General features: G+C 67.1%; 22 protein-coding genes. 7 read left to right on the top strand and 15 right to left on the bottom strand.

What is annotated here, in order from left to right:
- Positions 1-28: 28 nt before the first annotated feature.
- The 5 genes from BACI349Y_RS06640 to BACI349Y_RS06620 form a co-directional block, all read right to left on the bottom strand.
- Positions 29-535 carry a DUF3817 domain-containing protein gene (locus BACI349Y_RS06640; protein WP_159631438.1) on the bottom strand — a complete coding sequence of 169 codons (507 nt, stop codon included), beginning with the start codon at positions 533-535 and terminating at the stop codon, positions 29-31.
- Entirely contained in the window at positions 532-1,416 is an 885-nt protein-coding gene (locus BACI349Y_RS06635; protein ID WP_159631437.1) for an SURF1 family protein, read from the bottom strand. Before BACI349Y_RS06635 ends, BACI349Y_RS06640 begins: the two co-directional genes overlap by 4 nt.
- Positions 1,417-1,496: 80 nt before the next feature.
- On the bottom strand, positions 1,497-1,985 hold the full coding sequence (locus BACI349Y_RS06630) for a PTS sugar transporter subunit IIA (protein ID WP_159631436.1): 489 nt from the start codon (positions 1,983-1,985) through the stop codon (positions 1,497-1,499).
- Positions 1,986-2,023: 38 nt separating this feature from the next.
- Positions 2,024-3,763 carry a glycerol-3-phosphate dehydrogenase/oxidase gene (locus tag BACI349Y_RS06625; protein ID WP_159631435.1) on the bottom strand — a complete coding sequence of 580 codons (1,740 nt, stop codon included), beginning with the start codon at positions 3,761-3,763 and terminating at the stop codon, positions 2,024-2,026.
- Positions 3,764-3,868: 105 nt separating this feature from the next.
- The gene (locus BACI349Y_RS06620) at positions 3,869-5,005 is read right to left on the bottom strand and encodes a GuaB3 family IMP dehydrogenase-related protein (RefSeq protein WP_159631434.1); all 1,137 of its coding nucleotides are present in this window, start codon (positions 5,003-5,005) and stop codon (positions 3,869-3,871) included.
- A 158-nt stretch (positions 5,006-5,163) separates the two neighbouring features.
- Between BACI349Y_RS06620 and BACI349Y_RS06615 the strand changes: the two genes are divergently transcribed.
- The 4 genes from BACI349Y_RS06615 to BACI349Y_RS06600 all read left to right on the top strand — a co-directional run bounded on the left by BACI349Y_RS06615 (position 5,164) and on the right by BACI349Y_RS06600 (position 7,446).
- Positions 5,164-5,811 carry a hypothetical protein gene (locus tag BACI349Y_RS06615; RefSeq protein WP_159631433.1) on the top strand — a complete coding sequence of 216 codons (648 nt, stop codon included), beginning with the start codon at positions 5,164-5,166 and terminating at the stop codon, positions 5,809-5,811.
- Positions 5,812-5,834: 23 nt separating this feature from the next.
- A complete protein-coding gene (locus tag BACI349Y_RS06610) occupies positions 5,835-6,452 on the top strand; it encodes a hypothetical protein (RefSeq protein ID WP_159631432.1) in 618 nt (205 codons plus the stop codon).
- A 137-nt stretch (positions 6,453-6,589) separates the two neighbouring features.
- The gene (locus BACI349Y_RS06605; RefSeq protein WP_159631431.1) at positions 6,590-7,090 is read left to right on the top strand and encodes a hypothetical protein; all 501 of its coding nucleotides are present in this window, start codon (positions 6,590-6,592) and stop codon (positions 7,088-7,090) included.
- A gap of 92 nt (positions 7,091-7,182) precedes the next feature.
- Complete coding sequence (locus tag BACI349Y_RS06600; protein ID WP_159631430.1) at positions 7,183-7,446, top strand: hypothetical protein; 264 nt, start codon at positions 7,183-7,185, stop codon at positions 7,444-7,446.
- 40 nt (positions 7,447-7,486) lie between these two features.
- Here the strand turns inward: BACI349Y_RS06600 and BACI349Y_RS06595 are convergent, their stop codons facing one another.
- From BACI349Y_RS06595 to BACI349Y_RS06580, 4 genes are all read right to left on the bottom strand, one after another.
- A complete protein-coding gene (locus BACI349Y_RS06595; RefSeq protein WP_159631429.1) occupies positions 7,487-9,346 on the bottom strand; it encodes an ABC transporter ATP-binding protein in 1,860 nt (619 codons plus the stop codon).
- Positions 9,347-9,373: 27 nt separating this feature from the next.
- The gene (locus BACI349Y_RS06590) at positions 9,374-10,285 is read right to left on the bottom strand and encodes an HNH endonuclease signature motif containing protein (protein ID WP_159631428.1); all 912 of its coding nucleotides are present in this window, start codon (positions 10,283-10,285) and stop codon (positions 9,374-9,376) included.
- 314 nt (positions 10,286-10,599) lie between these two features.
- Positions 10,600-12,111, bottom strand: coding sequence for an IMP dehydrogenase (guaB, locus tag BACI349Y_RS06585; RefSeq protein WP_159631427.1), 1,512 nt, complete (start codon positions 12,109-12,111; stop codon positions 10,600-10,602).
- A 222-nt stretch (positions 12,112-12,333) separates the two neighbouring features.
- Entirely contained in the window at positions 12,334-14,406 is a 2,073-nt protein-coding gene (locus tag BACI349Y_RS06580; RefSeq protein WP_159635315.1) for an acyltransferase family protein, read from the bottom strand.
- A gap of 123 nt (positions 14,407-14,529) precedes the next feature.
- On the opposite strand from BACI349Y_RS06580, the gene BACI349Y_RS06575 reads away from it, so the two are divergent.
- Positions 14,530-15,498, top strand: a complete 969-nt coding sequence (locus tag BACI349Y_RS06575) for a DUF389 domain-containing protein (RefSeq protein ID WP_159631426.1) — start codon at positions 14,530-14,532, stop codon at positions 15,496-15,498.
- A 10-nt stretch (positions 15,499-15,508) separates the two neighbouring features.
- Here the strand turns inward: BACI349Y_RS06575 and BACI349Y_RS06570 are convergent, their stop codons facing one another.
- Positions 15,509-17,032 (bottom strand): ATP-dependent DNA ligase, encoded by a 1,524-nt coding sequence (locus BACI349Y_RS06570; RefSeq protein WP_159631425.1) that lies wholly within the window; start codon positions 17,030-17,032, stop codon positions 15,509-15,511.
- Positions 17,033-17,102: 70 nt separating this feature from the next.
- Here BACI349Y_RS06570 and BACI349Y_RS06565 point away from each other — a divergent pair, with 70 nt between their 5' ends.
- A complete protein-coding gene (locus BACI349Y_RS06565) occupies positions 17,103-17,705 on the top strand; it encodes a dihydrofolate reductase family protein (protein ID WP_159631424.1) in 603 nt (200 codons plus the stop codon).
- Positions 17,706-17,852: 147 nt separating this feature from the next.
- On the opposite strand, the gene groL is transcribed toward BACI349Y_RS06565, so the two are convergent.
- The 3 genes from groL to BACI349Y_RS06550 form a co-directional block, all read right to left on the bottom strand.
- A complete protein-coding gene (groL, locus tag BACI349Y_RS06560; protein WP_159631423.1) occupies positions 17,853-19,463 on the bottom strand; it encodes a chaperonin GroEL in 1,611 nt (536 codons plus the stop codon).
- A gap of 79 nt (positions 19,464-19,542) precedes the next feature.
- Positions 19,543-19,836 (bottom strand): co-chaperone GroES, encoded by a 294-nt coding sequence (groES, locus tag BACI349Y_RS06555; RefSeq protein ID WP_003805290.1) that lies wholly within the window; start codon positions 19,834-19,836, stop codon positions 19,543-19,545.
- Between the two features lie 255 nt (positions 19,837-20,091).
- Positions 20,092-20,472, bottom strand: a complete 381-nt coding sequence (locus BACI349Y_RS06550) for a hypothetical protein (protein WP_159631422.1) — start codon at positions 20,470-20,472, stop codon at positions 20,092-20,094.
- A gap of 54 nt (positions 20,473-20,526) precedes the next feature.
- On the opposite strand from BACI349Y_RS06550, the gene BACI349Y_RS06545 reads away from it, so the two are divergent.
- The gene (locus BACI349Y_RS06545; protein WP_159631421.1) at positions 20,527-21,765 is read left to right on the top strand and encodes a class I SAM-dependent methyltransferase; all 1,239 of its coding nucleotides are present in this window, start codon (positions 20,527-20,529) and stop codon (positions 21,763-21,765) included.
- A 6-nt stretch (positions 21,766-21,771) separates the two neighbouring features.
- Here the strand turns inward: BACI349Y_RS06545 and BACI349Y_RS06540 are convergent, their stop codons facing one another.
- Positions 21,772-22,590, bottom strand: coding sequence for a shikimate 5-dehydrogenase (locus BACI349Y_RS06540; protein WP_268891508.1), 819 nt, complete (start codon positions 22,588-22,590; stop codon positions 21,772-21,774).
- Between the two features lie 79 nt (positions 22,591-22,669).
- Positions 22,670-24,145 (bottom strand): glycoside hydrolase family 3 N-terminal domain-containing protein, encoded by a 1,476-nt coding sequence (locus BACI349Y_RS06535; RefSeq protein ID WP_442858398.1) that lies wholly within the window; start codon positions 24,143-24,145, stop codon positions 22,670-22,672.
- Between the last annotated feature and the right edge of the window lie 145 nt (positions 24,146-24,290).

Here is a 24,290-nt window from a genome sequence, read left to right as displayed (position 1 = left end):
CGGATGGCCGGCGCGCGCCGGGCCCGTTTCAGTAGCGCTGGGGAGCCTGCGGATTGGCGGCAAGCTCGGCTTCCACCTCTGCGTGGAATTTCTTCTCCACGATGAAGGACAGGAACGGCACGACGCCGCCCAGTGCCAGCAGCACCAGTTTCAGGAAGGGCCAGCGCATCAGGGACCACAGCCGGAAGTTGGAGATCAGGTACACAACGTACATCCAGCCGTGCACGATCAGGACGGTGACGGAGACGTTCATGCCGTTGAGCACGCCCGCCGGCTCGGCGTCGGCGAATCCGAAGCCGAACGGCTGGCCGGTCACAGCGTTGGTTCCGCCGGCGAACAGGTACTGCCCGAAGCCGTACCGTGCCACCAGTTCCGCACACAGCAGCAGGAGCATGGTGCCGGTGAGGTAGGCCATGACCTTGTAGAACTTCAGGGCGGACCGGATCTGCGCCTCGGTACCGCCGAAACGGCGCTTCTTCCCGGAGGTCTGGCCGGAGGCCTGCGATGAGGGGGTGGCCGGTTTCGGATCAATCATGGCTGTACCTTCTGCTGGTGCTGTTCAGGCTGCTGGTGCTGTTCGGCCTGCTGTGGAAGCTGTTGGTTTTCGTCGTGCCCGTCATCGTCGTCCCCGGCGTCGTCAAGGGCCTCCTCCAGGTCCCGGTGGTAGTCGTCCTTGACCAGCCGCCACCAGATGAAGAGGGCGAACCCGGCGAAGACAACCCACTCGATGGAGTAGAAGAGGTTGAGCCAGTTGATGTGCTGCGCCGGCGGCTGCGGACCGATGTCCAGTGGAAGGAGGTTCCCCGGAACCGCGGCAGCGCTGACGTCCTGGCCCCCCACCACTTCCGCGGTGGCAGACACGAAACCTGGGTAGCTGCTGACCTCCCAGTAGTTGATGAGCTCCGCCACGGAGACGGCCGAGGCCTCCCCCGGTTTCGGAGCTTTCCCCGCCACCGGCGCTTCGGACGGCAGCAGCCGGCCGGTCAGCTCAACAAGGCCCGACGGCGGTGCTGCCGCGTCCCCGGGCTGGGCGACCCACCCGCGTGCCACCGGGATCCACGTCTGTGGTGAGGCACCTGCTCCGGTCAGGGCGGGGGCACCGTTAACGGCGAAGGCTGAAACAACCCAGTAGCCGGTTTTGCCGTCGTGGAGCCTCCCGGGAACCAGGACCTGCTTGTCGGGACTGTACGTCCCCTGGGCAGTGACCATCTGGTCGGCAACACTGCCATGGAAGAACTCACCCGGCTGCAGGGTGCCGGTAAGCGGCTGGACCTGTTCGGTGGCGGGATTGACCGGCACCTCGGGCTGGGTGGAACGGCCGAATTGCCACTGGCTCAGCAGCACGAAGACCCCGGAGAGAGCGATCGCGAAGATAAAGCCTGCGATCCATCGGGGCTTAAGGGCTGTTTTCCACACGTCTTAACCGTACTTCGTAGTTCTGTAGAACAACTAAACGCCGGGGGCGTCCGGGCCCGGAGGCGGGACCGGGGATGCGCCTAGTGGTCGAAGAACACCAGGCTGGAGTTGATGAGCTCGGCGATTACTTCGGCGTCATAGGCACGCCGCAGCGACTCACGGAATGATTCCTTGGAGAGTGACCGGGCCAGGGTGGCCAAAACTTCCAGGTGGTCGGAGAAAGAGCTCGCCGGGGTGGCAATCAGCAGGATGACCGTGGCAGGACCGTCGGCTGCCCCGAAGTCCAGGGCGTGGCCGTACTTGGTGATGCCGACGGCGATGGAGGTCTGGGACACGAATTCGCTGCGGGCATGCGGCAGTCCGATGCCGCCCGGGAGCCCCGTGGCCAGCTGGTGCTCCCGGGCATTGACGTTTTTCAGGAACCCGTCAAGATCCGAGATCCGCCCGGCGGCGTGGAGCCGCTCTGCCAGCTGGTTGGTGGCGTCGGTCTTGTCCTTCGCCTCCATTTCCAGGATCACCATGTCGGCGGTGGTCAGGTGGGCGTCATACGGGTCCAGTGGTTCCGCCAAGGCGTTTCCCTTCGGTCAGCAGTGGGGCGAACGGCCCCTCAACGCAAGGGCACGATATCTTCCGCGCCCAGGCGGGCGGCGTCTGCGGATTCGTCGTCCGGCTGTTGCTGGCTGAGGCGTTCGGCCTCCACGCGGGCAAGGTAGTGGCGGACTTCGTTTTCACGCTGCATGTCACTCCAGCCAAGGACGTCACCCATCAGTTTAGCGACAACGGGGGCGGCGGACACGCCGCGGTCCCATGCCTCGATGGAGATCCTTGTGCGCCGGGTCAGGACGTCCTGCACATGGCGGGCACCTTCGTGGCTTGCGGCGTAGACGGCCTCTGCCTGCAGGTAGTCGTCGGCGCCAGGGAGTGGCTCCGCCAGCTCCGGGTTCTGCTCAATGAGGGCCAGGACCTCAGGCGTCATGGACCCATACCGGTTGAGCAGGTGCTCGATCCGGGCGACGTGCACCCCGGATTCCTCTGCGGTGCGGTTCCGGCGGTTCCAGGCGGCCCGGAAACCGCTGGCTCCCAGGAGCGGAATGGTTTCGGTGCAGCTGGGCGGGACGCGTTCGTCCATGGTGCGGGTGGCCTCGTCAACGGCATCCTTGGCCATGACCCGGTAGGTGGTCCACTTTCCGCCCGCCACCACCACCAGTCCGGGAACTGGGTGCGCCACCACGTGCTCGCGGGACAGCTTGGCGGTGGAGTCGTTTTCGCCGGCGAGGAGCGGCCGCAGGCCGGCATAGACCCCTTCGACGTCTTCCCGGGTCAAGGGCCGCTTGAGCACCTGGTTGACATGCTCCAGGACGTAATCGATGTCCTTGCTGGAAGCGGCCGGATGGGCCTTGTCCAGGTGCCAGTCAGTGTCAGTGGTGCCGATGATCCAGTGCCGTCCCCATGGGATGACGAACAGCACCGACTTCTCGGTGCGCAGGATCAGCCCCACCGTGGACTGGAAGCGGTCGCGGGGAACCACCAGGTGGATGCCTTTGGAAGCACGGACCTTCAGCTGGCCGCGGTCGGTCACCATGGCCTGCGTTTCGTCGGTCCACACGCCGGTGGCGTTGATGACCTGCTTGGCGCGGATGCTGAACTGCGTCCCGTCCTCGCGGTTTTCCACCTTGGCCCCCACCACGCGTTCGCCTTCGCGGAGGAAGTCCACCACCTTCATCTGGTTCACGGCGTGGGCGCCGTAGTAGGCAGCCGTGCGGACCAGGTTGGCGCAGTATTTGGCGTCATCCACCTGGCCGTCGTAGTACCGGATGGACCCGACGAAGGCGTCGTTCTTGAGGCTGGGGGCGGCCCGGAGCGTTCCCCGGCGGCTGAGGTGTTTGTGGAACGGCACTCCCCTGCTGTGGCCGGCGGAGACTGACATGGCGTCATAGAGGGCGATGCCGGCACCAACGTAGGGCCGCTCGATGAAGGGTTTGGTCAGCGGATACAGGAACGGCACCGGCCGGGCCAGGTGGGGTGCAATCTCGGAGAGGAGCAGCCCGCGTTCCTGCAGGGCCTCTTTGACCAGGGCGAAGTCCAGCATTTCCAGGTAGCGCAACCCACCGTGGATCAGTTTGGAAGACCGCGACGACGTGCCTGCCGCCCAGTCGCTTGCCTCGACGATGCCCACGCTCAACCCCCGGGTCACGGCGTCGAGCGCGGCTCCCGTGCCGACGATGCCGCCGCCGACAATCAGGATGTCCAGTTCCTGGCCGGGTTCCGTGGTGGCGCGCAGCCGCTGGATGGATGCTTCCCTGGCTTCCGGGCCAAGGACCCCGCCGTTTGCAGGAACACTCTTCATTGAACGCCTCCAGTGCCTCTAGTGCCGGTAGTAAACCCACACTACTTGCTGGGGGCGTGCTTTGGGCAGGGCGGGAGGGCGCCCGCCCCGCCCTGCCGCGGCGTGTCAGTTCCCGGCGTACGGCGACACGACGACGTCGACCCGCTGGAATTCCTTCAGGTCCGAGTATCCGGTGGTGGCCATGGAGCGCCGCAGGGCGCCAATGAGGTTGGACGTGCCGTTGGTGTGGTGGCCTGGTCCAAACAGGACCTCCTCCAGGGGGCCCACAGTGCCGACGTTGGCGCGGTCTCCGCGCGGCAGCTCCGTGTGGTGCGCTTCCTGGCCCCAGTGCCACCCCTTGCCCGGTGCTTCTTCTGCCCGGGCCAAGGCACTGCCCAGCATGACGGCGTCGGCGCCCATGGCGATCGCCTTGACGATGTCACCCGAGGTGCCCATGCCGCCGTCGGCAATCACGTGCACGTAGCGGCCGCCGGACTCGTCCATGTAGTCGCGGCGGGCGGCGGCGACGTCGGAGATGGCTGAGGCCATGGGCGAGTGGATGCCCAGGGCACGGCGCGTGGTGGTGGTTGCACCGCCGCCGAAGCCCACCAGTACGCCCGCGGCGCCGGTGCGCATGAGGTGCAGCGCCGGAGTGTAGCCGGCCGCGCCGCCGACGATGACGGGGACGTCGAGTTCGTAAATGAACTGCTTCAGGTTCAGCGGCTCGTGGTCCTTGGAGACATGCTCTGCGGACACGGTGGTGCCACGGATGACGAAGATGTCGACGCCGGCGGCCAGGACCGTCTTGTAGTGTTCCTGCGTGCGCTGGGGGGTCAGGGACCCGGCAACGGTGACGCCGGCGTCACGCATTTCGGCGAGCCGGGACGTGATGAGCTCGGGCTGGATGGGTGCCTGGTACAGCTCCTGCATGCGCGTGGTGACGGCAGGGCTGTTGGTTTCATCCTGGAGCGCCGCGATCTCATCGAGGATGGACTGCGGATCCTCGTACCGGGTCCAGAGGCCTTCCAGGTCCAGCACGCCGAGGCCGCCCAGCTTGCCGAGGGCGATTGCGGTGGCCGGGGACATGGCCGAGTCCATCGGCGCGGCGATCACCGGCATCTCGAACTGGTAGGCGTCGATCTGCCAGGAGACGGAGACGTCCTTGGGGTCGCGGGTGCGACGGTTGGGGACGATTGCAATGTCATCCAGGGAGTAGGCACGACGCCCACGCTTGCCACGGCCGATCTCGATCTCATAAGTCACTGCTCTAGGTTATCCCAGCAGGTCCGCTGGCCTGGCCTGGGCCGGCTCTGAAGGTCATCGCTGGCCCTGGCGACTGCGCCGAGCAAGCACGTAGCCTTGGGCAGGGGGCTTCGGTGGATGCTCCCGCGACAGCTTCCACGATTGGGCCTCCTTCCGATATGACGCACTCCATTCCTTTTCCCGCCGACACGCCTGTCCATTCGCTCGACCATTGGCTCTCCCCCGAACTGGCCCGTGTCAGCCCGCCGGACGCCCCCTCCCGGCTCCGCGAGCTGGCCGATGCCCAGGGCACTTTGGCCGCCGGCTGGAGCGGGGCGATCGCCGGCGGCCCCGTCCTGGCCCTGGCAGGCGCCTTCACCTCCGTGATGTCGGGGAATCCCGCGGCAGCGCTTGTCCTGCTCCCGCTGGGGGCCGTCCTGGTGCTGCTGGGCCTCTTCGGGTGGAAACGGGTCCGATCCGTCCTGCCCCGGACTGACAAGGCCCTGATCACCCGTGGCCCCGGATCTGCCCGCGGCGGCATCGGCATGGTGTCGTTCCTGGCTGTCGTTCTCGGCGGGATCATTTACCTGTACCTGCCCTCCGCCATGGCGAAGGGCGCCGGTGAGGTCACTATCCTGGTGGGCAGCTACGTACTCATGCTGGCCCTCCTGGTCGCGTGCATCATCGTCCCGTCCGCGGTCCTGGGCCGGGCCCGGGAGTCGTTCCGCCTGCGGGTGCAAACCAGCCCGAGGCTTCGGAGGGCACTCGAGGAAGATCTGGCCGTCTGGCGCGATCCCTACGGCAACGCCGCTTACGGCCCCCTCTGACATCCGGGAAGCGCAGGATTGTGATGGGCAGTCGGTGGACATTTGACGGGCATATCGCCGGGATCGGCACTGCCTCCGGGTTGCGCGCCGTAGTTGGAATGTGGCAGGACTCCCCCTTTGGGTCCTTCTCGGACGTCATGGTGCAGCAGCCTTCTGGGCATCGCCTTCTGCTCGCTCCGACATCCGAGGTGGCCGGCTTCATTGCCGCCACCTACACCTTTGATGAAGTGCGGGTGCTGGACGTTGCTGCCTCGCTCACCGACCACACGTTGACGGTCGATGCCGGCCCGCTGGCAATCCAGGCCGTCACCGGTTCGAGGACCCTGCTGGGAACAGCGCTGCGGACAGTACCCCGGCGCCTTGCAGTCCATCCCCGCTGGCTCGCCGCGGTCAATCCGTTCGCTGCCCTCGCGGCACCCGGCGCCCGCACCTACGGAACTGCGGGCAGCGGAAGGACGGAGTTCTATGGGGTGACGGACCTGCACCACGTGACGTCCGCCGTTGTCCGCTGGAATGGTGCCGATGCCGGAGCGCTGGCCCCCATCCGGCCAGCCGTCACGTTCGGCTTCAGCAGCGTCCCTCCCCGCCCGAGCATCGCCCGCGTGCGTACCACCGTGGTGGACGGCAGGCACGGAGGTTAGATCTGCCCATCGCTGCATGCGCGGGCCTGTATTAGCCTTGGCACCGGAAAATTGATTTTGGGGGGAACAGCGTGGCACCAGGCGACGAATCAACGGCATCGGCTCCTGCCTGTTCCGGCATCAGGGATCTGAGAAGGGTGCCGGACGCGACGGCTTACGGCTACGCCCAGCGCCGGTCCTGGATCTTTTTTGCCTGGTGGTACCCGGCAGTGCTGGCTTCCGCCGGCCTGCTTCACGCCGTGCTCGCGCTGGCACTGGGCCAGAGCGCCGAAACCGGCATCGGTATGGCCGTTCTGGGGGCAGTGCTGGCTTCCACGGGTTGGGCCTTGACCGCCTGGCTCCGGTTCACCCGCAGGCCACCGCGCCCCGCTTCTAACCTTCTGCGGGTGGAGCGGGGGATCCGGGGCACCCCAGTGATGGTCTGGACTATCCTGGTCGCCACCACGGCCGCCGTTGTGGCCTTGATCCTGTTCACCCCCAACGGCGCCTCTCCGGAAAATTTGCCGGTGCTCGGACTGCTGATCACGGTTCCCCTCGGCTCGGCCGCCGGCCTGCTGCACACCCGCCGCCTGATGTGCAACAACGCCGGACTCTACGCCCGCTGGCTCGAACGCCGTTCCCTGACGGAGCATTCATGAGGGGTGGCGTGGCTTCGCCCAGCACTGAGGCCGTCCCGCAACTAGCCCTGGGCCATGCCCATCGCAGGGCCCGTGTCTTCTGGTTTTGGTGGATGGGCATGGTCTTCGCCGTACCCGGCGCGGTTCAGGCGATTGTATTGGCCGGCACTGGCCAGAATCCCGGGAACGGACTTGTGCTGCTGGTGCTGGTTTCACTCCTGATGGTGGCCACGCCGCCCGGAACCGCACCCGACGTCTTGCCCATCCTTGCGTTCCTGGCTGCTTTTCCCGTGACAACTGGAACAGGAATGCTGTACTCGCGGCATCTGCAACAGCACCGGGACCGCCTGTACGCCGCCTGGTTGCGGCGACGCTGACAGAAGTGCCCGATCGGCGGGCGGGCTCCCCCGACCTGCATCAGACTCCTTCAGGTTCCTCCACGGAAAGCTGGGACTCGAACATCCTGAAGTACCGGCCGCGCAGGGCCACCAGTTCCTTATGGGTGCCTTTCTCCACAATGCGGCCATCCTCCAGCATGTACACCACGTCCGCCTTCTCGATCGTGGCGAGCCGGTGGCTGATGGCGATGATGGTGCTGCCGCGGTCAGCGAAGAGCCTGGTGAAGATTCGGTGCTCAGCGAGGGCATCGATGGCCGAGGTGGGCTCGTCCATCACCATGAAGGATGCGTCGCGGTAGAAGTTCCGTGCCATGGCCAGGCGCTGCCACTGGCCTCCGGACAGGCCACTGCCCTTCCGTCCGCGCGGATCCTCCATCCAGTTGCTCACGTGGTTGTCGAGTCCGTTCGGCAGCCTATTGATGAAGTCGAGCGCCTCGGCGTCGGCTGCAGCCTTGCGGACGCGGGCGTCGTCCCGAGGTGAATCAACGTCGCCGAAGTAGATGTTCTCGGCTGCCGTGGCGAACTCGTACTTCAGGAACTCCTGGCTGAGCACGGCAAGGTGGCGGTGCCAGGATTTAACGTCGACGGCGGCGAGGTCCACGCCATCGAGCAGTATCTGCCCTGAGTCGGGCCGGTAGAGTCCGGCGAGGATGCGGATGAGGGTGGACTTCCCGGCGCCGTTCTCCCCGACGATGGCGATGTGTTGGCCCTGCCGGATGGTGAGGCTGATGCCCTTGATCACCTCGATGTCGCTGCCCGTGTAGGTGAAGCGGATGTCCTTCAGCTCCACTTCCCTGGGCGCCTCCAGGAGGGGTGGGGCATGTTCCGAGTGCACGGGCATCGCCATGAACAGCTCGTAGTCCTTCAGGTTGGCCAGGTCTTCATCAATGGAGCTGAGCGAGGACACCAGGCTGTTTGCGGTGGACAGGGCACGGCTGACGATCTGCTGGACGTAGAGGAACTGGCCCACCGGGGCTGCGCGGGCAATGATCTGGCCCACCACCCAGATCAGCGAGACCACTTCCGCGCCGTACTGCAGGGCGTCCGCCGCCAGCTGCCTGGGGATGTATCGGCGCTGGTAGTCCAGGCGCCGCCGTTCGTCGGCGTCCCGGAGCCGGGACCGAAGGTCCATGAGGAAACCGACGATGCCATAAAGCCGCATTTCGGCAATGTGCTGCGGCCGGAGGAGGTTGGTCTCGATCATGCGGCGCTGGCGCCGCGAGTCCACCTGCGTGTTCCAGTGCGCAATCTGTTCCCTGGACAGCTTGAACTGCAGGTACACGCTCGGAACGATGGCCACCAACACGATGACGGCGATCCACCAGCTGACCAGCAGCAGGGCGCCCACGGCCAGGATGACCGAGACCAGCTGGGTGAAGATCGCGGCAATCCGGTCCAGGACGCGGGCGTAGGAGTCGGAGAACCGTTTGGCGCGGTCGTAAAGGTCCACTGTCTCCTTGTCGTCGTAGCGCCAGAAGTCCAGGGAGAGGAAGCGCTCGTACATCTGGTCCCCCACGATGGCGCCTACTTTGAAACTCATCAGCTGCTGGATGTAGCGGTCCACGCTGTTGAAGGCGCCCCAGAACAGGCCCAGCGCGGCAGTGACGACGACGTACACGATGGCAAGCCGCCCCGCTCCGCCGTCGCCCGCGTACGCTGCCGCCATTGCTGTGGTGGTGAGGGACGCGTAGAAGGTGGTGACCAGCGGCAACACCGCGGAAATCAGGGAACCCAGCACCTTCATGACGACGGCGCCCGGGGAGGCATGGAAGCTCACCCGGAGCACCTGGGCCACGGCCTTGGTATAGGGGCGCACGGCAAGCCGCTTTTGCGGGTTGCGTTTAGGGGTCAGCTCCGCCGGATGGCGCGGTTGGGACATGGAATCAGCCTAATGCGGGGCGGTCCGTCACGATGTGGAATGGAGACAGCGCAGCAGGGCATCTTCGCCTGGCGAGTGTGCCATGTAGTGGAAGTCCGGCGGCCCACCGGCCAATCGACGTGCTCCACCGCTGTGGTACGCCGCGCTCATCCACTCCGGGCCACGCCATTGTGGCCAGTGGGATGGTTCGGGGTCGGGGTGTTCGGGTTTGTAGTGGCGTCCGGTGGGTGAGGTCCAGCCGGGCGGCTCGTTCTTGGTGGCCGGGTCGGGTGTCCATTGGCTGTGGTGTTTGAGTCGATGGTGTTTGGGGCAGAGCTGGGCCAGGTTGCTGACGTTGGTGGTGCCGCCGTGTTGCCACGCTTGTAGGTGGTCGGTTTCGTTGTCGGGGGTGCGGTTGGTGCAGCCGGGGAAGGTGCATTTGGTGTCGCGCATCCTGATCCAGCCGGGGACATATTCCATCCGCCGGTCCGCCGCACCCTTGGCGTGCCGCTTCTCGATGGAGTCCGGATGATGGCGTTCCCTCCACCCACGGACCTTGGCCCGGAACCGGGACGGGACAAGCTCACCGGGAGCCGCACCCCGGGCGGGGTTGGCAGCGGCGGGGTCGAAGAGGTGTGCCACCAACCCGGCGGCGCCAGCGGCATCGAGGCCGTCGGTTTCGTCGGCGATGATCTTTGCGTGCTGCCAGGACAACGACCCGGCCGACAGGGCCTCAAACACGGGCGGGAACAAACAGATCCGCCGTGACTGCTCCACCAAAGCGCCCGCGGCCGCGGAGCTGATGGTCAGCACCCCGGCGACCTCCTCCACCACCGACATGTCACCATAAGTGCGGTCCTGGATCGAGGCGTCCGGCGGCGTCATCGCCTGCTGGAACTCCACTGCCTCAGCAGCGGTCTCCGCTTTCACCGCAGCCAGTTGCGCTTCCAGCCGAGCCATAAGCTCCAGCCGCTCCAACCGGATCCCATACCGCCGCTGCAACACATCCGTACCCGCACCAATATCTACACCGGCACCACCATGAGCCCCGGAAGCCAGGAAAGCGTCCTCTTTCTCCAGGGCGCTCAGGGCAGCAACAGAGGCACGAACACCCTCCAACGCCACCCCAGCACTACCGCCGATTCCCTTAAGAACATCATCCAACGGGGGTCCGACATTCAAACCGACCGCGTTCTCCGGTACCCAACAACAAGAGGAGGCGGGAAAATCCCGCCTCCTCTTTCACACGCCTCAGCGTGAAAAACCCTTCGCCGTTAGCGCGATCCGTAGTTCGGCGCCTCGACGGTCATCTGGATGTCGTGCGGGTGCGATTCCTTCAGGCCGGCGGAGGTGATCCGGACAAACTTGCCGCGGACCTTCAGCTCGGGAATGGTGGGCGCTCCGGTGTAGAACATGGTCTGGCGGAGGCCTCCCACCAGCTGGTACGCCACTGAGGACAGCGGGCCACGGTACGCCACCCGGCCTTCGATGCCTTCGGGGATCAGCTTGTCGTCACCGGACACGTCGGCCTGGAAGTACCGGTCCTTGGAGTAGGACGTGTTCTTGCCGCGCGACTGCATGGCGCCGAGGGAGCCCATGCCGCGGTAGGACTTGAACTGCTTGCCGTTGACGAAGATCAGGTCGCCCGGAGACTCGTCGCAGCCAGCCAGGAGGGAGCCCAGCATGACTGTGTCGGCGCCGGCCACCAGGGCCTTGCCGATGTCGCCCGAGTACTGGAGGCCGCCGTCGGCGATCAGCGGCACGCCGGCCGGAATGGCAGCCTTGGCGGATTCGTAGATGGCCGTGATCTGCGGGACACCCACGCCCGCCACCACACGGGTGGTGCAGATGGAGCCGGGACCAACGCCCACCTTGATACCGTCGGCGCCGGCGTCAATCAGTGCCTGGGCACCTTCACGGGTGGCAGCCTGGCCGCCGATAACATCCACGTGAGCGGCGACGGGATCGGACTTCAGCCTGCGGATCATATCCAGGACACCCTGGGAGTGGCCGTTGGCGGTGTCCACGAACAGCGCGTCCACGCCGGCGTCCACCAGGGTCATGGCGCGCTCCCAGCCGTCGCCGAAGAAGCCGATGGCGGCACCCACCCGGAGGCGGCCTTCATCGTCCTTGGTGGCCAGGGGGTACTGCTCGGCCTTGGTGAAGTCCTTGGTGGTGATCAGGCCCTTGAGCCGGCCCTGCTCGTCCACGAGCGGGAGTTTTTCGATCTTGTTGGTGGCCAGCTTGTGCGAGGCTTCCTCGCGGCTGATGCCCACGTGTCCGGTGACCAGGGGCATCTTGGTCATGACGTCGCTGACCAGCCGCAGCGGAAAATCGGACTCCGGCACAAAACGGGTGTCGCGGTTGGTGACGATGCCCAGAAGGCGGTTGTCCTCGTCCACCACGGGGAGGCCGGAGACGCGGTAGTGGGCGCAGAGATCATCGAGCTCGCGCAGCGTTGCCTCGGGGCGGATGGTCAGCGGGTTGGTGATCATCCCGGACTCGCTCCGCTTGACCCGGTCCACCTGGTCCGCCTGGTCGGCGATGGACAGGTTGCGGTGCACGACGCCCAGGCCGCCCTGGCGGGCCATGGCGATGGCCATGCGGGACTCCGTGACCGTGTCCATCGCCGCGGAGAGCAGCGGGGTCTGAACGGTGATGCGCTTGGAAATTCGTGAGGACGTGTCTGCCTCGGACGGGATGACGTCCGTGTGGCCCGGCAGGAGCAGGACGTCGTCGTAGGTCAGGCCGATGAAGCCAAAGGGGTTGTGTTCGGGCTCGGTCATGAGTGCGCCTCTTACCTTGGTTGCTGGGTCACGGGTAGGGGTTGCAGCCGATGACCAGCCCGTAATTACGGAACTGGCCTGTGCAGACGATCCTGCGGGAGCACCGTGCAGGACGGCGTTCCGGGGGCAGAAAGTGTTGAGTAAATATTAGAACCTCGGCGCCAATCCCCCTATTCCAGGCCGGCAATGTGAGCAACCTTACGGCCCGGCAGGCGGAATGGTTCAGCTCCAGCCGGTGGCGGCCAGCAGCCGCTGCTCGAACATCGGGATCATGGTTTCCACATAGGTCCTGGTGAGGTGGTTGTCGTCCTTGTAGACGTACACGTTTCCCACCACGGCCGGGCAGACGCCCCGCGCGCAGATGAAATCGCTCATGTCCATCAGGTGCAGCCCCGGCAGTTTCCCGCGGTAGTTCTCCAGCGGTGACGGCTCCACCAGGGACTCCGCCAGGGACGGGTTGCAGGCAGGGGCGCTTGCACCGTTCCGCTGGGCACACTGGGGCATGTTGAAGGTGAACCGCGGGTTGTCCCGGATGCCCACGATTTCGATCCCGGCGTCCGCGAACGGCCGGACGCCATCGAGGTATCCCGGCACTTCGGTTTCGAACGGAGCGTCCTCGTGGGTCAGCGACGCCACCGTGAACACGGCGTCCGGCCGGTGTTCCAGGACATAGGCGGAGCTGGCCCTGTTATAGGCGTTGCATTCGGCGTTCCTGGTGTCCGATTCGGCGCCGAAGCGGCAGGCAGGCATCAGCAGCGTTACCAGTTCCCAGCCACGGGCCGCTGCCACGGGCGCCAGGGCGGCGAGGTACTGCTGGGCGTGGGAGTCGCCCAGGACCACGATGCGCCGGGTGGCCGGTTCCTCCGGCAGCTCCTGCCGGCAGCCCTCAAGGATCGGATCGCCGGTGGCGTTGGCTCCTGTGCAGGGCGAATCGATGCCGGCCCAATCGTTGTCCAGCGCTGTGGGTCCGGGAATGGTGCGCGCCCTTGGTGCGGGCGAGTTTTCGTTTTCCGGGGTGAGCGCCAGGGCACCTGGCGTCAGCTCCCGCGGTTGGGCCGCCGTCGCGCTTTCCTCTGCGGTGAGCGTCGTCTGCCAGACCGCGACAGGCCCCGCCAGGACGGCGCCGCAGGCGACGATGACGACGGCGGTCCGCCAGGCGCGCAGCTTGGGCCAGTGCCAGTCGCGCAACGGCTTTTCCACGAAGCGCGTGGTCAGCACGGCAAGCACGATGGAGGCCCCGACGATACCAAGACCCTGCTTGAGGTTCGGCGCTTCGACGCCTGTGGCGGCCAGCACCAGCACCAGGACGGGCCAGTGCCAGAGGTACAGGGCGTAGGAGTTGTCCCCCAGCGCGACGGCGGGCCGGCTGCTGAGGAGGCGGTCCACCCCGTACCGGCTGCCCGACTGGCCCGCGACGATGATCGCTGCTGCCGCAAGGGTTGGCCACAGGGCCACATAGCCGGGGAAGGAACGGTCAACGGTAAGGACCAGCCCGCAGGAAACCATGGCCGCCAGGCCGACCCAGCCCAACGCCACGCGCAGGACGCGGCCGGGCTTGAGGTACGGCAGCGCCAGTGCCAGCAGGGACCCCAGCGCAAACTCCCACAGGCGGGCCCGGGTATCGAAGTAGGCGTACGCCTGGTTGGTGGCGGTCTGGTCAATGGAGTAGGCCAAGGACACCGCAAATACCGTACCGAACACCAGCGCCAGCAGGCCCCGGTACGTCAGCCAATGCAGGCGGGGGACCCTGCGAAGCCCGGCCAGCACGACTGCCGTGGCGGAAAAGACCAGCGGCCACAGGATGAAGACCTGCCCCTGAATGGACAGGGACCAGAAGTGCTGCAGGGGGCTGGCACCGGCGTGGTCCTGCGCGTAATAGTCCACCGACAAATCAGCAAGGAGCCAGTTTTGGCTGTACAGCAGTGACGCCCAGGCCTCGTCGAGCACCTGCGGCCACCGGCCCTGCGGCAGGATCAGCCAGGTGCCGGCGAGAACTCCGAGAATCACCACGACGGCGGCTGGCAGCAGTCGCTTGAACAGGTGCAGCCAGTGCGCCAGGAGCCCGAAGGGTTTGCCTGATTCCGCCTTGCGGACGAAGGACAACGTAAGCAGGAAGGCCGAAACCAGCAGGAAGATGTCCACGCCACCGGACACGCGGCCCAGCCAGACGTGGTAGGTGACAACCATCAGGACGGCCAGGGCCCGCAGCCCCTGGACCTCGGGCCGGAAGGTGGGCTTCCGTTGGCGGGGGGCGGCGCCGGGGCCGGGTTCGGGTGCCTGCGGGGTTTCCGTTATCGACACTAGAACCTCTCACAATGCCCGCCAGCCAAAGCCCCAAGCCTAGCCAACGCGCTGTTCAACAGCCAATCACGCCGCCGGTTCAGACTATGCTGGCCCCAGTCGTGGAAGGGAGCGGGCGTGGTTGTCCAGCTGCGGATTTGTGTGCCCGGGGAGCTGTCCGACGTGACCCGGCAGACCTGCCGCGACCAGCGCGGAACGGCAGAGGTCGCTGTGGTCCGGGGCGCCTCCGTGGTGCCGGAGGGCGATGTTATTGAAGTCCTGATCGCCCGGGAGGCAGTGGAGGAACTGCTGGAGAAGCTGAATATCCTGAAGGTCCGCGATGTTGGCTCCATTTCCATGTCCACACCGGAATTTGTGCTGTCCAGGAATGCGGACCGGGCAGAGCGGGACGCCCCCGGGGATGGCGCCGACGCGGTGATCTGGGATGACGTCACCCGCCAATCCGGCGAAGACTCCCGGCTGACGTGGAACTTCCTCGCGTTCCTGGTGCTGGCCACGCAGCTCGCGGGGATCGGCATCGTGACCGATTCCCCCATCGCCATCGTGGGCGCCATGGCGGTGGGCCCTGAGTTCGGACCGCTGGCCGCGCTGGCGGTTTCGATCGCCACCCGGAAGTGGAGGCTTGGCCGCCGGGCTGCAGTCGCCCTGGCCGTGGGCTTCCCGGTTGCCATGCTGCTGGCGGCACTGACGGCGTGGCTGTCGATCCCGCTTGGCCTCTTCCCGCGGGATGCCCTGGACAAGGGATCCGCCGTCGAGTTCATCTACCATCCCGGCCCGTATTCGTTGATCGTGGCCCTCCTGGCCGGAATCGCCGGAATGCTCTCCATCATTGGCCGGCGTTCGGCGGCACTGATCGGCGTGTTCATCTCCGTGACCACGGTGCCGGCCGCCGGATACGTGGCGGTGGCCTTGGTGCTGGGCGAGTACCAGAAGGCCGCCGGTTCCGCGCTCCAACTGCTGCTCAACCTCGTGGGCATCGTGGTGGCCGCCCTCGCGGTGCTGCTCTTCTACCGGGTGGTCGCACGGCGCCTGCCCGACGGGGTGGCACGCAGCCTGAAGCGCCAGCGGACCGGAACAGGCCGCTGACCGCTCGCCTCTAGGAGCGCAGCAGGGCGCGCAGGGCCTGGATGGTGTCCGCTTCCGCCGGGGCCTTGTCGTCCCGGTAGCGCTTGACGCGAGCGAACCTCAAGGCGATCCCGCCCGGGTAGCGCGGCGACTGCTGCACGCCGTCGATGGCTATTTCGACGACCGTGACCGGTTCAACCCAAACAGTGCCTGCCGTGCGCCGCACCTCAAGCTCCTGGAACCGCTCCGTCTGCCAGCGCAGCAGTTCATCGGTGAGTCCCTTGAACGTCTTGCCCACCATCACGTAGCCGCCGGGTTCGCCGAACTCCCCGGTGGGGTCAAGGGCACCCAGGTGCAGGTTGGAGAGCATTCCCGTGCGGCGTCCGGAGCCCCATTCGCAGGCGAGCACCACCAGGTCATACGTGTGGACCGGTTTCACCTTCACCCAGTTGGATCCACGCCTCCCGGCGGCGTAGGTCGATTCGATCGCCTTCACCACCACGCCCTCGTGGCCCGCGGCGAGTGCATCCCGCGACACCCGTTCGGCAACGGCCGGATCCGCCGTGACCTCCCCGGGAATCCGGTGTGCCGGTGCAACGCGTTCCAGGACGTCGATGCGGGTGGACAGCGGTTCATCCAGCAGGTCACGTCCGTCAATGTGGAGCACATCGAAAAACCAGGGATGGAGCAGCGTTTCGCGGACTGCATCGGCGCCGAAGCGGGACATCGTTTCCTGGAAGGGCCGCGGGGCGCCGTCCTCATCCAGGGCGAGCGTTTCGCCGTCGAGGATCACGTCCTGCACGGGCAGCCCGCGGACCAGGTCAACCACCTCGGGCAGCCGGTGCGTCACCTCCGCGAGGTTCCGGGTGAAGATGCGTACCTCGCTGCCCGACCGGTGCACCTGGATGCGGGCGCCGTCGAGCTTGAATTCCACCGAGGCCTCCCCCGTCGCTTCCAGGGCGGCACCCGCGCTGCCGGCGGTGGCCGCGAGCATGGGCTGCACCGGGCGGCCCACCACCAGGCCGACGGCGTCAAGCTCGGCCGGGGTGCCGGTGAGCGCCAGGAGGGCGGTTCCTCCGAGGTCCCCGGAAAGCATTGCCGCGCGCCGTACCGCCTCGACGGACCTGTCTGCGGCGCGGGCAATGGCATCCGTCAGGACTCCTTCCAGGGCGCCGGTGCGCAGTTCCCCGAGCAGCACGCCGGCGATGAACGACTGCTCCGACGCGGTGGCCGCTCCCATCAGCGTCCCGAGGATGGAGGCCCGCCCCGCACCCGACCCGCTGCCCGCCGTTGCCAGGAGCCGGTCCAGCGCGGCATCAAAATCCGCCACGGTGAGGCTTGGCTCCGCGGCGGGTTCTTCCTTGGCCGCCGCCACGGCGCTCCAACCGACGCCAACCCGGCCCTGACGGGGCTTGGCACTGAGCAAACCCACCGCCGTCGGGATCTCAGCAGGTTCCAGCCGGCGCAGGAGGTGGGCCAAAGCATCCACTTTCGCGAGCCGGGACCGGGTCGATGCGACGGTTTTCGTGGTGTCCACGAGCTCAAGGAGCAGCATGGCACCATCCTGCCACGGGCCCCGGACAGGGACACTGGACAGAGCCCCGGCGCGGGTCCACAATGTGCGCGTGGGGATCATCGTGGCGAACCTGTTCATCACCCTCGACGGCGTGTACCAGGCGCCGGGCGGCCGTGAAGAAGACCCCGAAGGCGGATTCGCGTTCGGCGGCTGGCAGGCGCCGGTGTCCGACGACGAGGCCGGCGCGTCGATAGCGGACGAGATCGGCCGGATGGATGCACTCCTCCTCGGCCGGAAGACCTATGACATCTTTGCGTCCTACTGGCCGCATCAGTCCGGTGACATAGCCGATGCCCTGAACCGGGTCCCCAAGTTCGTTGTCTCCGGCACGCTGGCGGACCCGGACTGGGCCGGCACCACCGTCCTGCCGGATGCCGCGGCCGCCGGCGGCCTCCGGGACGGGTTCGGGCAGCTGCACATGTTCGGCAGCGGGATGCTGATCCGTACCCTCCTGGCTGCCAATGTGCTGGACCGCCTCCACCTCTGGCTGTACCCGGTGGTCCTGGGCCAGGGCAAGCGCCTGTTCGATGAGGGAACGGTTCCCTCCACTTTCACGCTGGCCGAGCAGGCCCGCAGTTTTCCCAAGGGTGCGGTGTCGCTGGTGTACGAGCGTGCCGGAGAAGTTGAGACGCGGGAGATGGACGCCGGCTAAGCGCCCACCGCCCCCTAACCTCGCTTCGCTCAGCCAGGGAACCCTGGCGGCGTGGGCCCACCCACCGCCCCAGAAGCAGCAACGCAAAAGGCTGGCCCGGCAGATGCCGGACCAGCCTTTTCAGCGGTAGGCCGCCAGGGCGCAGCGTTAGTGGCTGTGGCCTGCGTGCTCGTCCTCTTCGGCCGGCTTCTCCACGACCAGGGTCTCGGTGGTGAGAACCAGGGCGGCGATGGAGGCCGCGTTACGGAGGGCTGCACGGGTGACCTTGACGGGGTCGATGACGCCCGCGGCAATCAGGTCCTCGTACTCACCTGACTTGGCGTTGAAGCCGTTGTTGGTCTCAAGGTCGGCAACCTTGGAGGTAACAACGTAGCCATCGAAGCCGGCGTTCTGGGCGATCCAGCGCAGCGGCTGCACCAGTGCGCGGCGGACGATGCCCACAGCTGCGGCGGCGTCGCCTTCGAGGGCCTTGACGGAAGCGTCCTCATCCAGTGCCTTGAGGGCGTGGATCAGGGCGGAGCCGCCGCCGGCAACGATGCCTTCTTCGAGGGCAGCGCGGGTGGAGGACACAGCGTCCTCGATGCGGTGCTTCTTTTCCTTGAGCTCAACCTCGGTGGCAGCGCCGACCTTGATGACTCCGATGCCGCCGGCAAGCTTAGCCAGGCGTTCCTGGAGCTTTTCGCGGTCCCAGTCGGAATCGGTGCGGGTCAGCTCGGCGCGCAGCTGGGCAACGCGTGCAGCGACGTCCTCGGCAGAACCGGCGCCGTCCACGATGGTGGTGTTGTCCTTGGTGACCGTGATGCGACGGGCGGTACCCAGCACCTCCAGGCCCACGGAGTCCAGGCTGAGGCCCAGTTCCGGGGAGACAACCTGCGCACCGGTGAGGGTGGCGATGTCCTGCAGCATGGCCTTGCGGCGGTCGCCGAAGCCGGGAGCCTTGACGGCTACGACGTTCAGGGTGCCGCGGATGCGGTTGACGATCAGCGTGGACAGGGCCTCGCCCTCAACGTCCTCGGCGATGATGAACAGCGGCTTGGAACTCTGCAGCGCCTTTTCGAGCAGCGGCAGGAATTCCTGGATCGAGGAGATCTTGCCCTGGTTGATCAGGATGAGTGCGTCCTCGAGGACTGCTTCCTGGCGCTCCGCGTCGGTGACGAAGTACGGGGACAGGTAGCCCTTGTCGAACTGCATGCCCTCGGTGAGGACCAGTTCGGTCTGGGTGGTGGAGGACTCTTCGATGGTGATGACACCATCCTTGCCCACCTTGCCGAAGGCCTCGGCGAGCAGTTCGCCGATTTCGTCGCTCTGCGCCGAGATGGCGGCAACGTTGGCTACCTGGGTGCCTTCGACCGGGCGGGCGTTCTCCAGCAGGCGGGCGGCCACGGCCTCAACCGCAACCTCGATGCCGCGCTTGATCTGGCCGGGGGCAGCGCCGGCTGCAACGTTGCGCAGGCCTTCCTTGACCAGCGCCTGTGCCAGGACCGTGGCGGTGGTGGTGCCGTCGCCGGCAACATCGTTGGTCTTGGTGGCTACTTCCTTGGCCAGCTGTGCGCCAAGGTTCTCGTAGGGGTCGTCCAGCTCGACTTCGCGGGCGATGGTGACGCCGTCGTTCGTGATGGTGGGGGCACCCCACTTCTTGTCCAGGACGACGTTGCGGCCGCGGGGGCCGAGCGTCACCTTGACGGTGTTCGCGAGCTTGTCGATGCCGGCCTCAAGGGACCGGCGGGCAGCGTCGTTAAACGCAAGCTGCTTTGCCATGGTTTTGTCCTTTCAAAGACAGAAACCCCGCGCTGCCGGCCAGCGTGAGCATGGCCGGCAGCACGGGGATCCGGAAGAGTTACTTGACGACGATTGCCAGGACGTCGCGGGCGGACAGCACGAGGTACTCGGTGCCGCCGGTCTTGACTTCGGTTCCGCCGTACTTGGAGTAGATGACGACGTCGCCAACGGCTACGTCAACGGGAACGCGGTTGCCATCTTCGAAGCGGCCGGGGCCTACGGCGACAACTTCGCCTTCCTGCGGCTTCTCCTGTGCGGAGTCCGGGATGACCAGGCCGGAAGCCGTGGTCTGCTCGGCTTCGAGCGGGCGGACAACAATACGATCCTCAAGAGGCTTAATAGAGACCGACACTCGGACCTCTCCTTTTCGTCAGCAAATTCGTGGACTGGAAAGCTTTCCGCCGTAGCTGGCAAACCGTCGTCGCGGTGCCGGCAGCAGCCTGGCTGGCAGCTCTTCATGTGTTAGCACCCTCCTAGGGAGAGTGCTAATGAAGACTCTATGTATGAGTTAGCACTCGGTCAAGGTGAGTGCCAACGTTTCGTCATGGGCGTACAGCCCGGGGCGGACGACGGCAGGTGGCCGGGGACGCGAAATGGCGCCCTGTCCCTACCGGCCCAGGTCGTCGAAGTCCACGTCCTCGCCGCCCTCCGTGTCGCTGCCGCCCTGCTTCCGTCCCCGGAAGAGCACCCAGCCGGACACCGCTGCGGCGAGCAGCGCAGCAGCGAGGAAGAAGATGCTCCCGGCCCGCGCGCCGTCGTACAGCCCGCGGATGTCCCGGGCCTCCTGGGTGTTGTCCTGGACGTCGTTGCCTCCCACCGAGTAAACGGTGGCGTTGAACGTATCGAGCAGGAAGATGATCACCAGCAGCGCGATGCAGACCACGGCCACGACGGCGGCGGCGATCAGCACAGGACGGGCGAACCTGGCCGGATGGCGGTCCCCGGACTCGTGGTCGCCGGTCTCGCGGGGGGCTGCGCTCTCATCCATGGATTCAACACTATCCGCATCCCGGCCACGCGCTCCTCCACTAGGCTGGAACCCATGGCTCAAGCTCCCCAGGACCAGATTGCACAGGACCAGATCGCACCATTGCTGACCCCCGAAGGCTGGGAGTTGCTGGCGTCCCTGGGCCCCTACCGGGACGAGGACTCGTTCGAGCTGAACTCCGCGCTCCGGAAAGCCGGACACCCCGCCGTGCTCGTGTCCGCCGTCCTGACGCAGTCACGGCTGCGGACCAAGGCAGAGGGGAAATTCGGGGAGTTCGCCCGGCAGATGCTGTTCACCCAGGCGGGCCTGGAGCAGGCCACGCGCCTCAACGTCGCCGCCCACCACGCCCAGCGGTTCGCTGCCGCGGGGATCAGCCGCGTGGCGGACCTGGGCTGCGGCCTCGGCGCCGATTCCCTGGCGCTGGCCTCCCTGGACATCAATGTCACCGCCGTCGAAATGGACGAAACCACGGCGGCGTGCGCCACGGTGAACCTCATCCCGTTCCCCAACGCCACAGTGGTGCATGCGGATGCGGAATCGGTTCCGCTGGACGGGGTGGATGGCGTCTGGCTGGACCCTGCCCGGCGGGTCACCTCCACTTCCGGCACCAAGCGGATCTGGGACCCCGAGGCATTCTCCCCGCCGTTGTCCTTCGTGGAATCACTGGCCGCCCGGGGCAAGGCAGTGGGCGTGAAGATGGGACCGGGCATGCCGCATGAATCCGTGCCCGCGGGCTGCGAGGCGCAGTGGGTCTCGGTGGCCGGTGACGTCACCGAGGTGACCCTGTGGTTCAACGCCGTGCGCCGGCCTGGAGTCCGCCGCGCCGCGTTGGTCCTGGGGCCGAAGGCTCCGGCGGAGCTGACCAGCCCGGAGGATTTCGGCGGCGGCCCGTCAGCGCCGGTGGGACCGGTGGAGGGATACCTGTACGAACCCGACGGCGCCGTGATCCGCGCCGGACTGGTGGCGGACGTAGCACTGCAGCTCGGTGGCCACCTGGTGGACGAACACATTGCCTACATCTGCGCTCCGGAACTCCTGGCCACCCCGTTCGCCCGGGCCTACAAGGTCCTGCAGGTCATGCCCTACAACGTGAAGGCGCTCAAGGCCTGGGTGAAACAGGAGGGCATCACCGTGCTGGACATCAAGAAGCGCGGCACCGCCGTCACCCCCGAAGAGCTGCGGAAACAGCTGCTGCCCGGCGGAAAGAACGCCAGGAAGGGCGGCAAAACGGCCACCCTGGTCCTGACGCGCATCGGTGAGGACCGGGTGGCCATCGTGGTGGAACCCGCCTAGCTGCCCCTACTGGGCGCGCATGAACTCCTCGGCGGCCCGCACCTGGTCCGGGGTGGGCCGGACGCCCGTGTACAGGACGAACTGTTCCAGTGCCTGGATGGTGGCCACTTCGGCCCCCGTGATCACCGGCTTGCCGGCCGCGCGGGCGGCCTTGATGAGGGGGGTTTCGGCGGGCAGCGCCACCACGTCGAACACCAGGCGGGCCGCGTTGATGGCTTCCGCCGGGAAAGCCACGGTGTCCGCTTCCGTCCCGCCGGCCATCCCCAGCGGGGTGACGTTGATGAGCAGGTCGGCCGTCCCGCCGTCGAGCGCTGCCCGCCACTGGAAGCCGTACTGGTCCGCGAGCGCACGCCCCGCGGCCTCGTTCCGGGCCAGGACGGTGACGTCGGTGAATCCGGCGTCCCGGAGGGCGGCAACCGTGGCCTTGGCCATGCCCCCGGCGCCCTGCACCAGCACCGAATAGTCCGTGGGGACTGCATTGGTGGCGAGGAGTTGTTCGATCGCGGTGTAGTCGGTGTTGTACGCCTTGAGGTGCCCGTCCGTGTTCACGATGGTGTTCACCGAGTCGATGGCCTTGGCGGAGGGGTCCATCTCGTCCACCAGGGCGATGACGTCTTCCTTGTACGGCATGGAGATGGCACAGCCACGGATGCCCAGCCCGCGGACACCGGCAATGGCCTGTTCCAGGTTGGTGGGTGCGAAGGCCTTGTAGATCCAGTTCAGGTCCAGCTGCCCGTAAAGGTGGTTGTGGAACCGGGTCCCGTTGTTGCTGGGACGGGCCGAGAGCGAGATGCAGAGGGTCATGTCTTTATTCAGAATGGGCACCAGACCATTAAACGCGTTCCAGCCCAAGTGGGTAGCGCCAAGTGTCGTTTTGACGCCTCAAAACGACAGTTCGCGCTACTTAGTTGGGTCGGGGGCAGCCGGTTCCCGCGGGGAAAGGCCCGACGGCGGCGGGCAGCTTTCCCGGAGCGGGCGCCTTCCCTGCCAGCACGGCGGCCAGCGCGTCGAAGGCGGCGTCGGTCCGGCCATAGAGTGCCACCTTCACCGGCGCACTGGACCCCTGGAGCGGCCACGGAGCGTCGAGGGACACGGCGATGTCCCCACCGGCCGGTTTTCCACCAAACCCGATGAGGTTGACCAGCGGGCCTGCTCCCACGGTGAGCCCGGCGCGCGCTGCGGCGGCTTCGAAGCGCTCCCGGTCCCCCGGTCCCCCGCCGGCCACCCGCACGGAACCGGGCACCAGGGGTCCGCTGCAGGGACCGGAAACAACGGTAACGGCCGACGCCGAGACCTGGGCGGACAGGGCGGCCCCGCTTCCGGCCGGCGCACCTGAGCCCGCTGTTCCGGCAGGCGGGGTGGTCCGGGCATGCCAGATCATCATGGTGGCCACGCGCTGCGCTGCTTCATCCAGGCGTGCGGCGGGAAGGGCGCCGGCAGCCAGGGCCTGAACGATGGCGGCGTGCGCCTGCTCAACGTCCGCAGGCATCAGCAGCAGGTCGGCACCGGCGGCCAGTGCCTTCACTGCAGCCGCGCCGGCCGGGTACTGCTTGTCAACGGCGCCCATGTTGAGGGCGTCCGTCACGGCCACGCCCTTGAAGCCCAAACCCCTGAGCGCCGAGTAGCTGGGGGCAGAGAGCGACGCCGGGACGCCTGGTTCCAGCGTGGGTACGGCAATGTGCCCGGTCATGACCACGGGGAGGCCCGCTGCGACGGCAGCCTCGAAGGGTTTCCAGTCCCGGCCCCGGAGCACGTCGATGCCTGCCGGCTGGACGGGGAGGCTGAGGTGGGAGTCCGCCGTCACCGAGCCGTGTCCGGGAAAGTGCTTGACGGTGGGGAGCACGCCGGCGTCCAGCATGCCCTGGGAGAAGGCGGTGCCCTGGGCCGCCGCCGCGGCCGGGTCGCCGGACATGGAACGCGCCCCGATGGTGGGGTCTGCAGGACCGACGGTCACATCCGTGTCCGGCGCGAAGTCGAGGTCGAAGCCCAGTGGCACCAACTCGCTTGCCAGGCCCTTGCCGGCCTTGCGCGTCAGGTCCAGGTTGCCGGCGGCCCCGTAGCTCATGGGAGCGGGCCACTCGGTGAGGGGCGGCCCCAGGCGTGCCACCGCGCCGCCTTCCTGGTCCACGCTCATGATCCCGGGCCAGCGCCGTCCGTCGGCGGCCACAGCCTGCTGCAGCCGCTGGTTTACGGCGCCCATGGCGGCCACGTCCACCTTTCCCTGCGGGTCGCGCGGCACGTTGTCGCCCATGATGATGGATCCGGCCAGGTGGAGGCGCTGGATGAGCGCCGCATGGGCCTCTACCTGGCTGCCCTTGAAGAACGGGAGCAGGACCTGCCCGGCTTTCTGTTCCGGCGACATCGCCGCAACGGCCGCCACGGCGGCGTCCTGGTCCCGCTGCTCCGGGCCCCACCCCAAAGGCCGGGAACCCGGGTCAGGCGACGGGGACGCCGGAGGAGGCGCCGGCGTCGTACTTGCTGATGCGGTGGGGGACGCGTCGGCGGGCGGGGCGGAGGATGAGGGC

Origin of the sequence: Arthrobacter sp. 8AJ, from assembly GCF_902506025.1 — a bacterium.
Taxonomy (GTDB): Bacteria; Actinomycetota; Actinomycetes; order Actinomycetales; family Micrococcaceae; genus Arthrobacter.
This window is presented reverse-complemented; position numbering and strand designations above follow the sequence as displayed.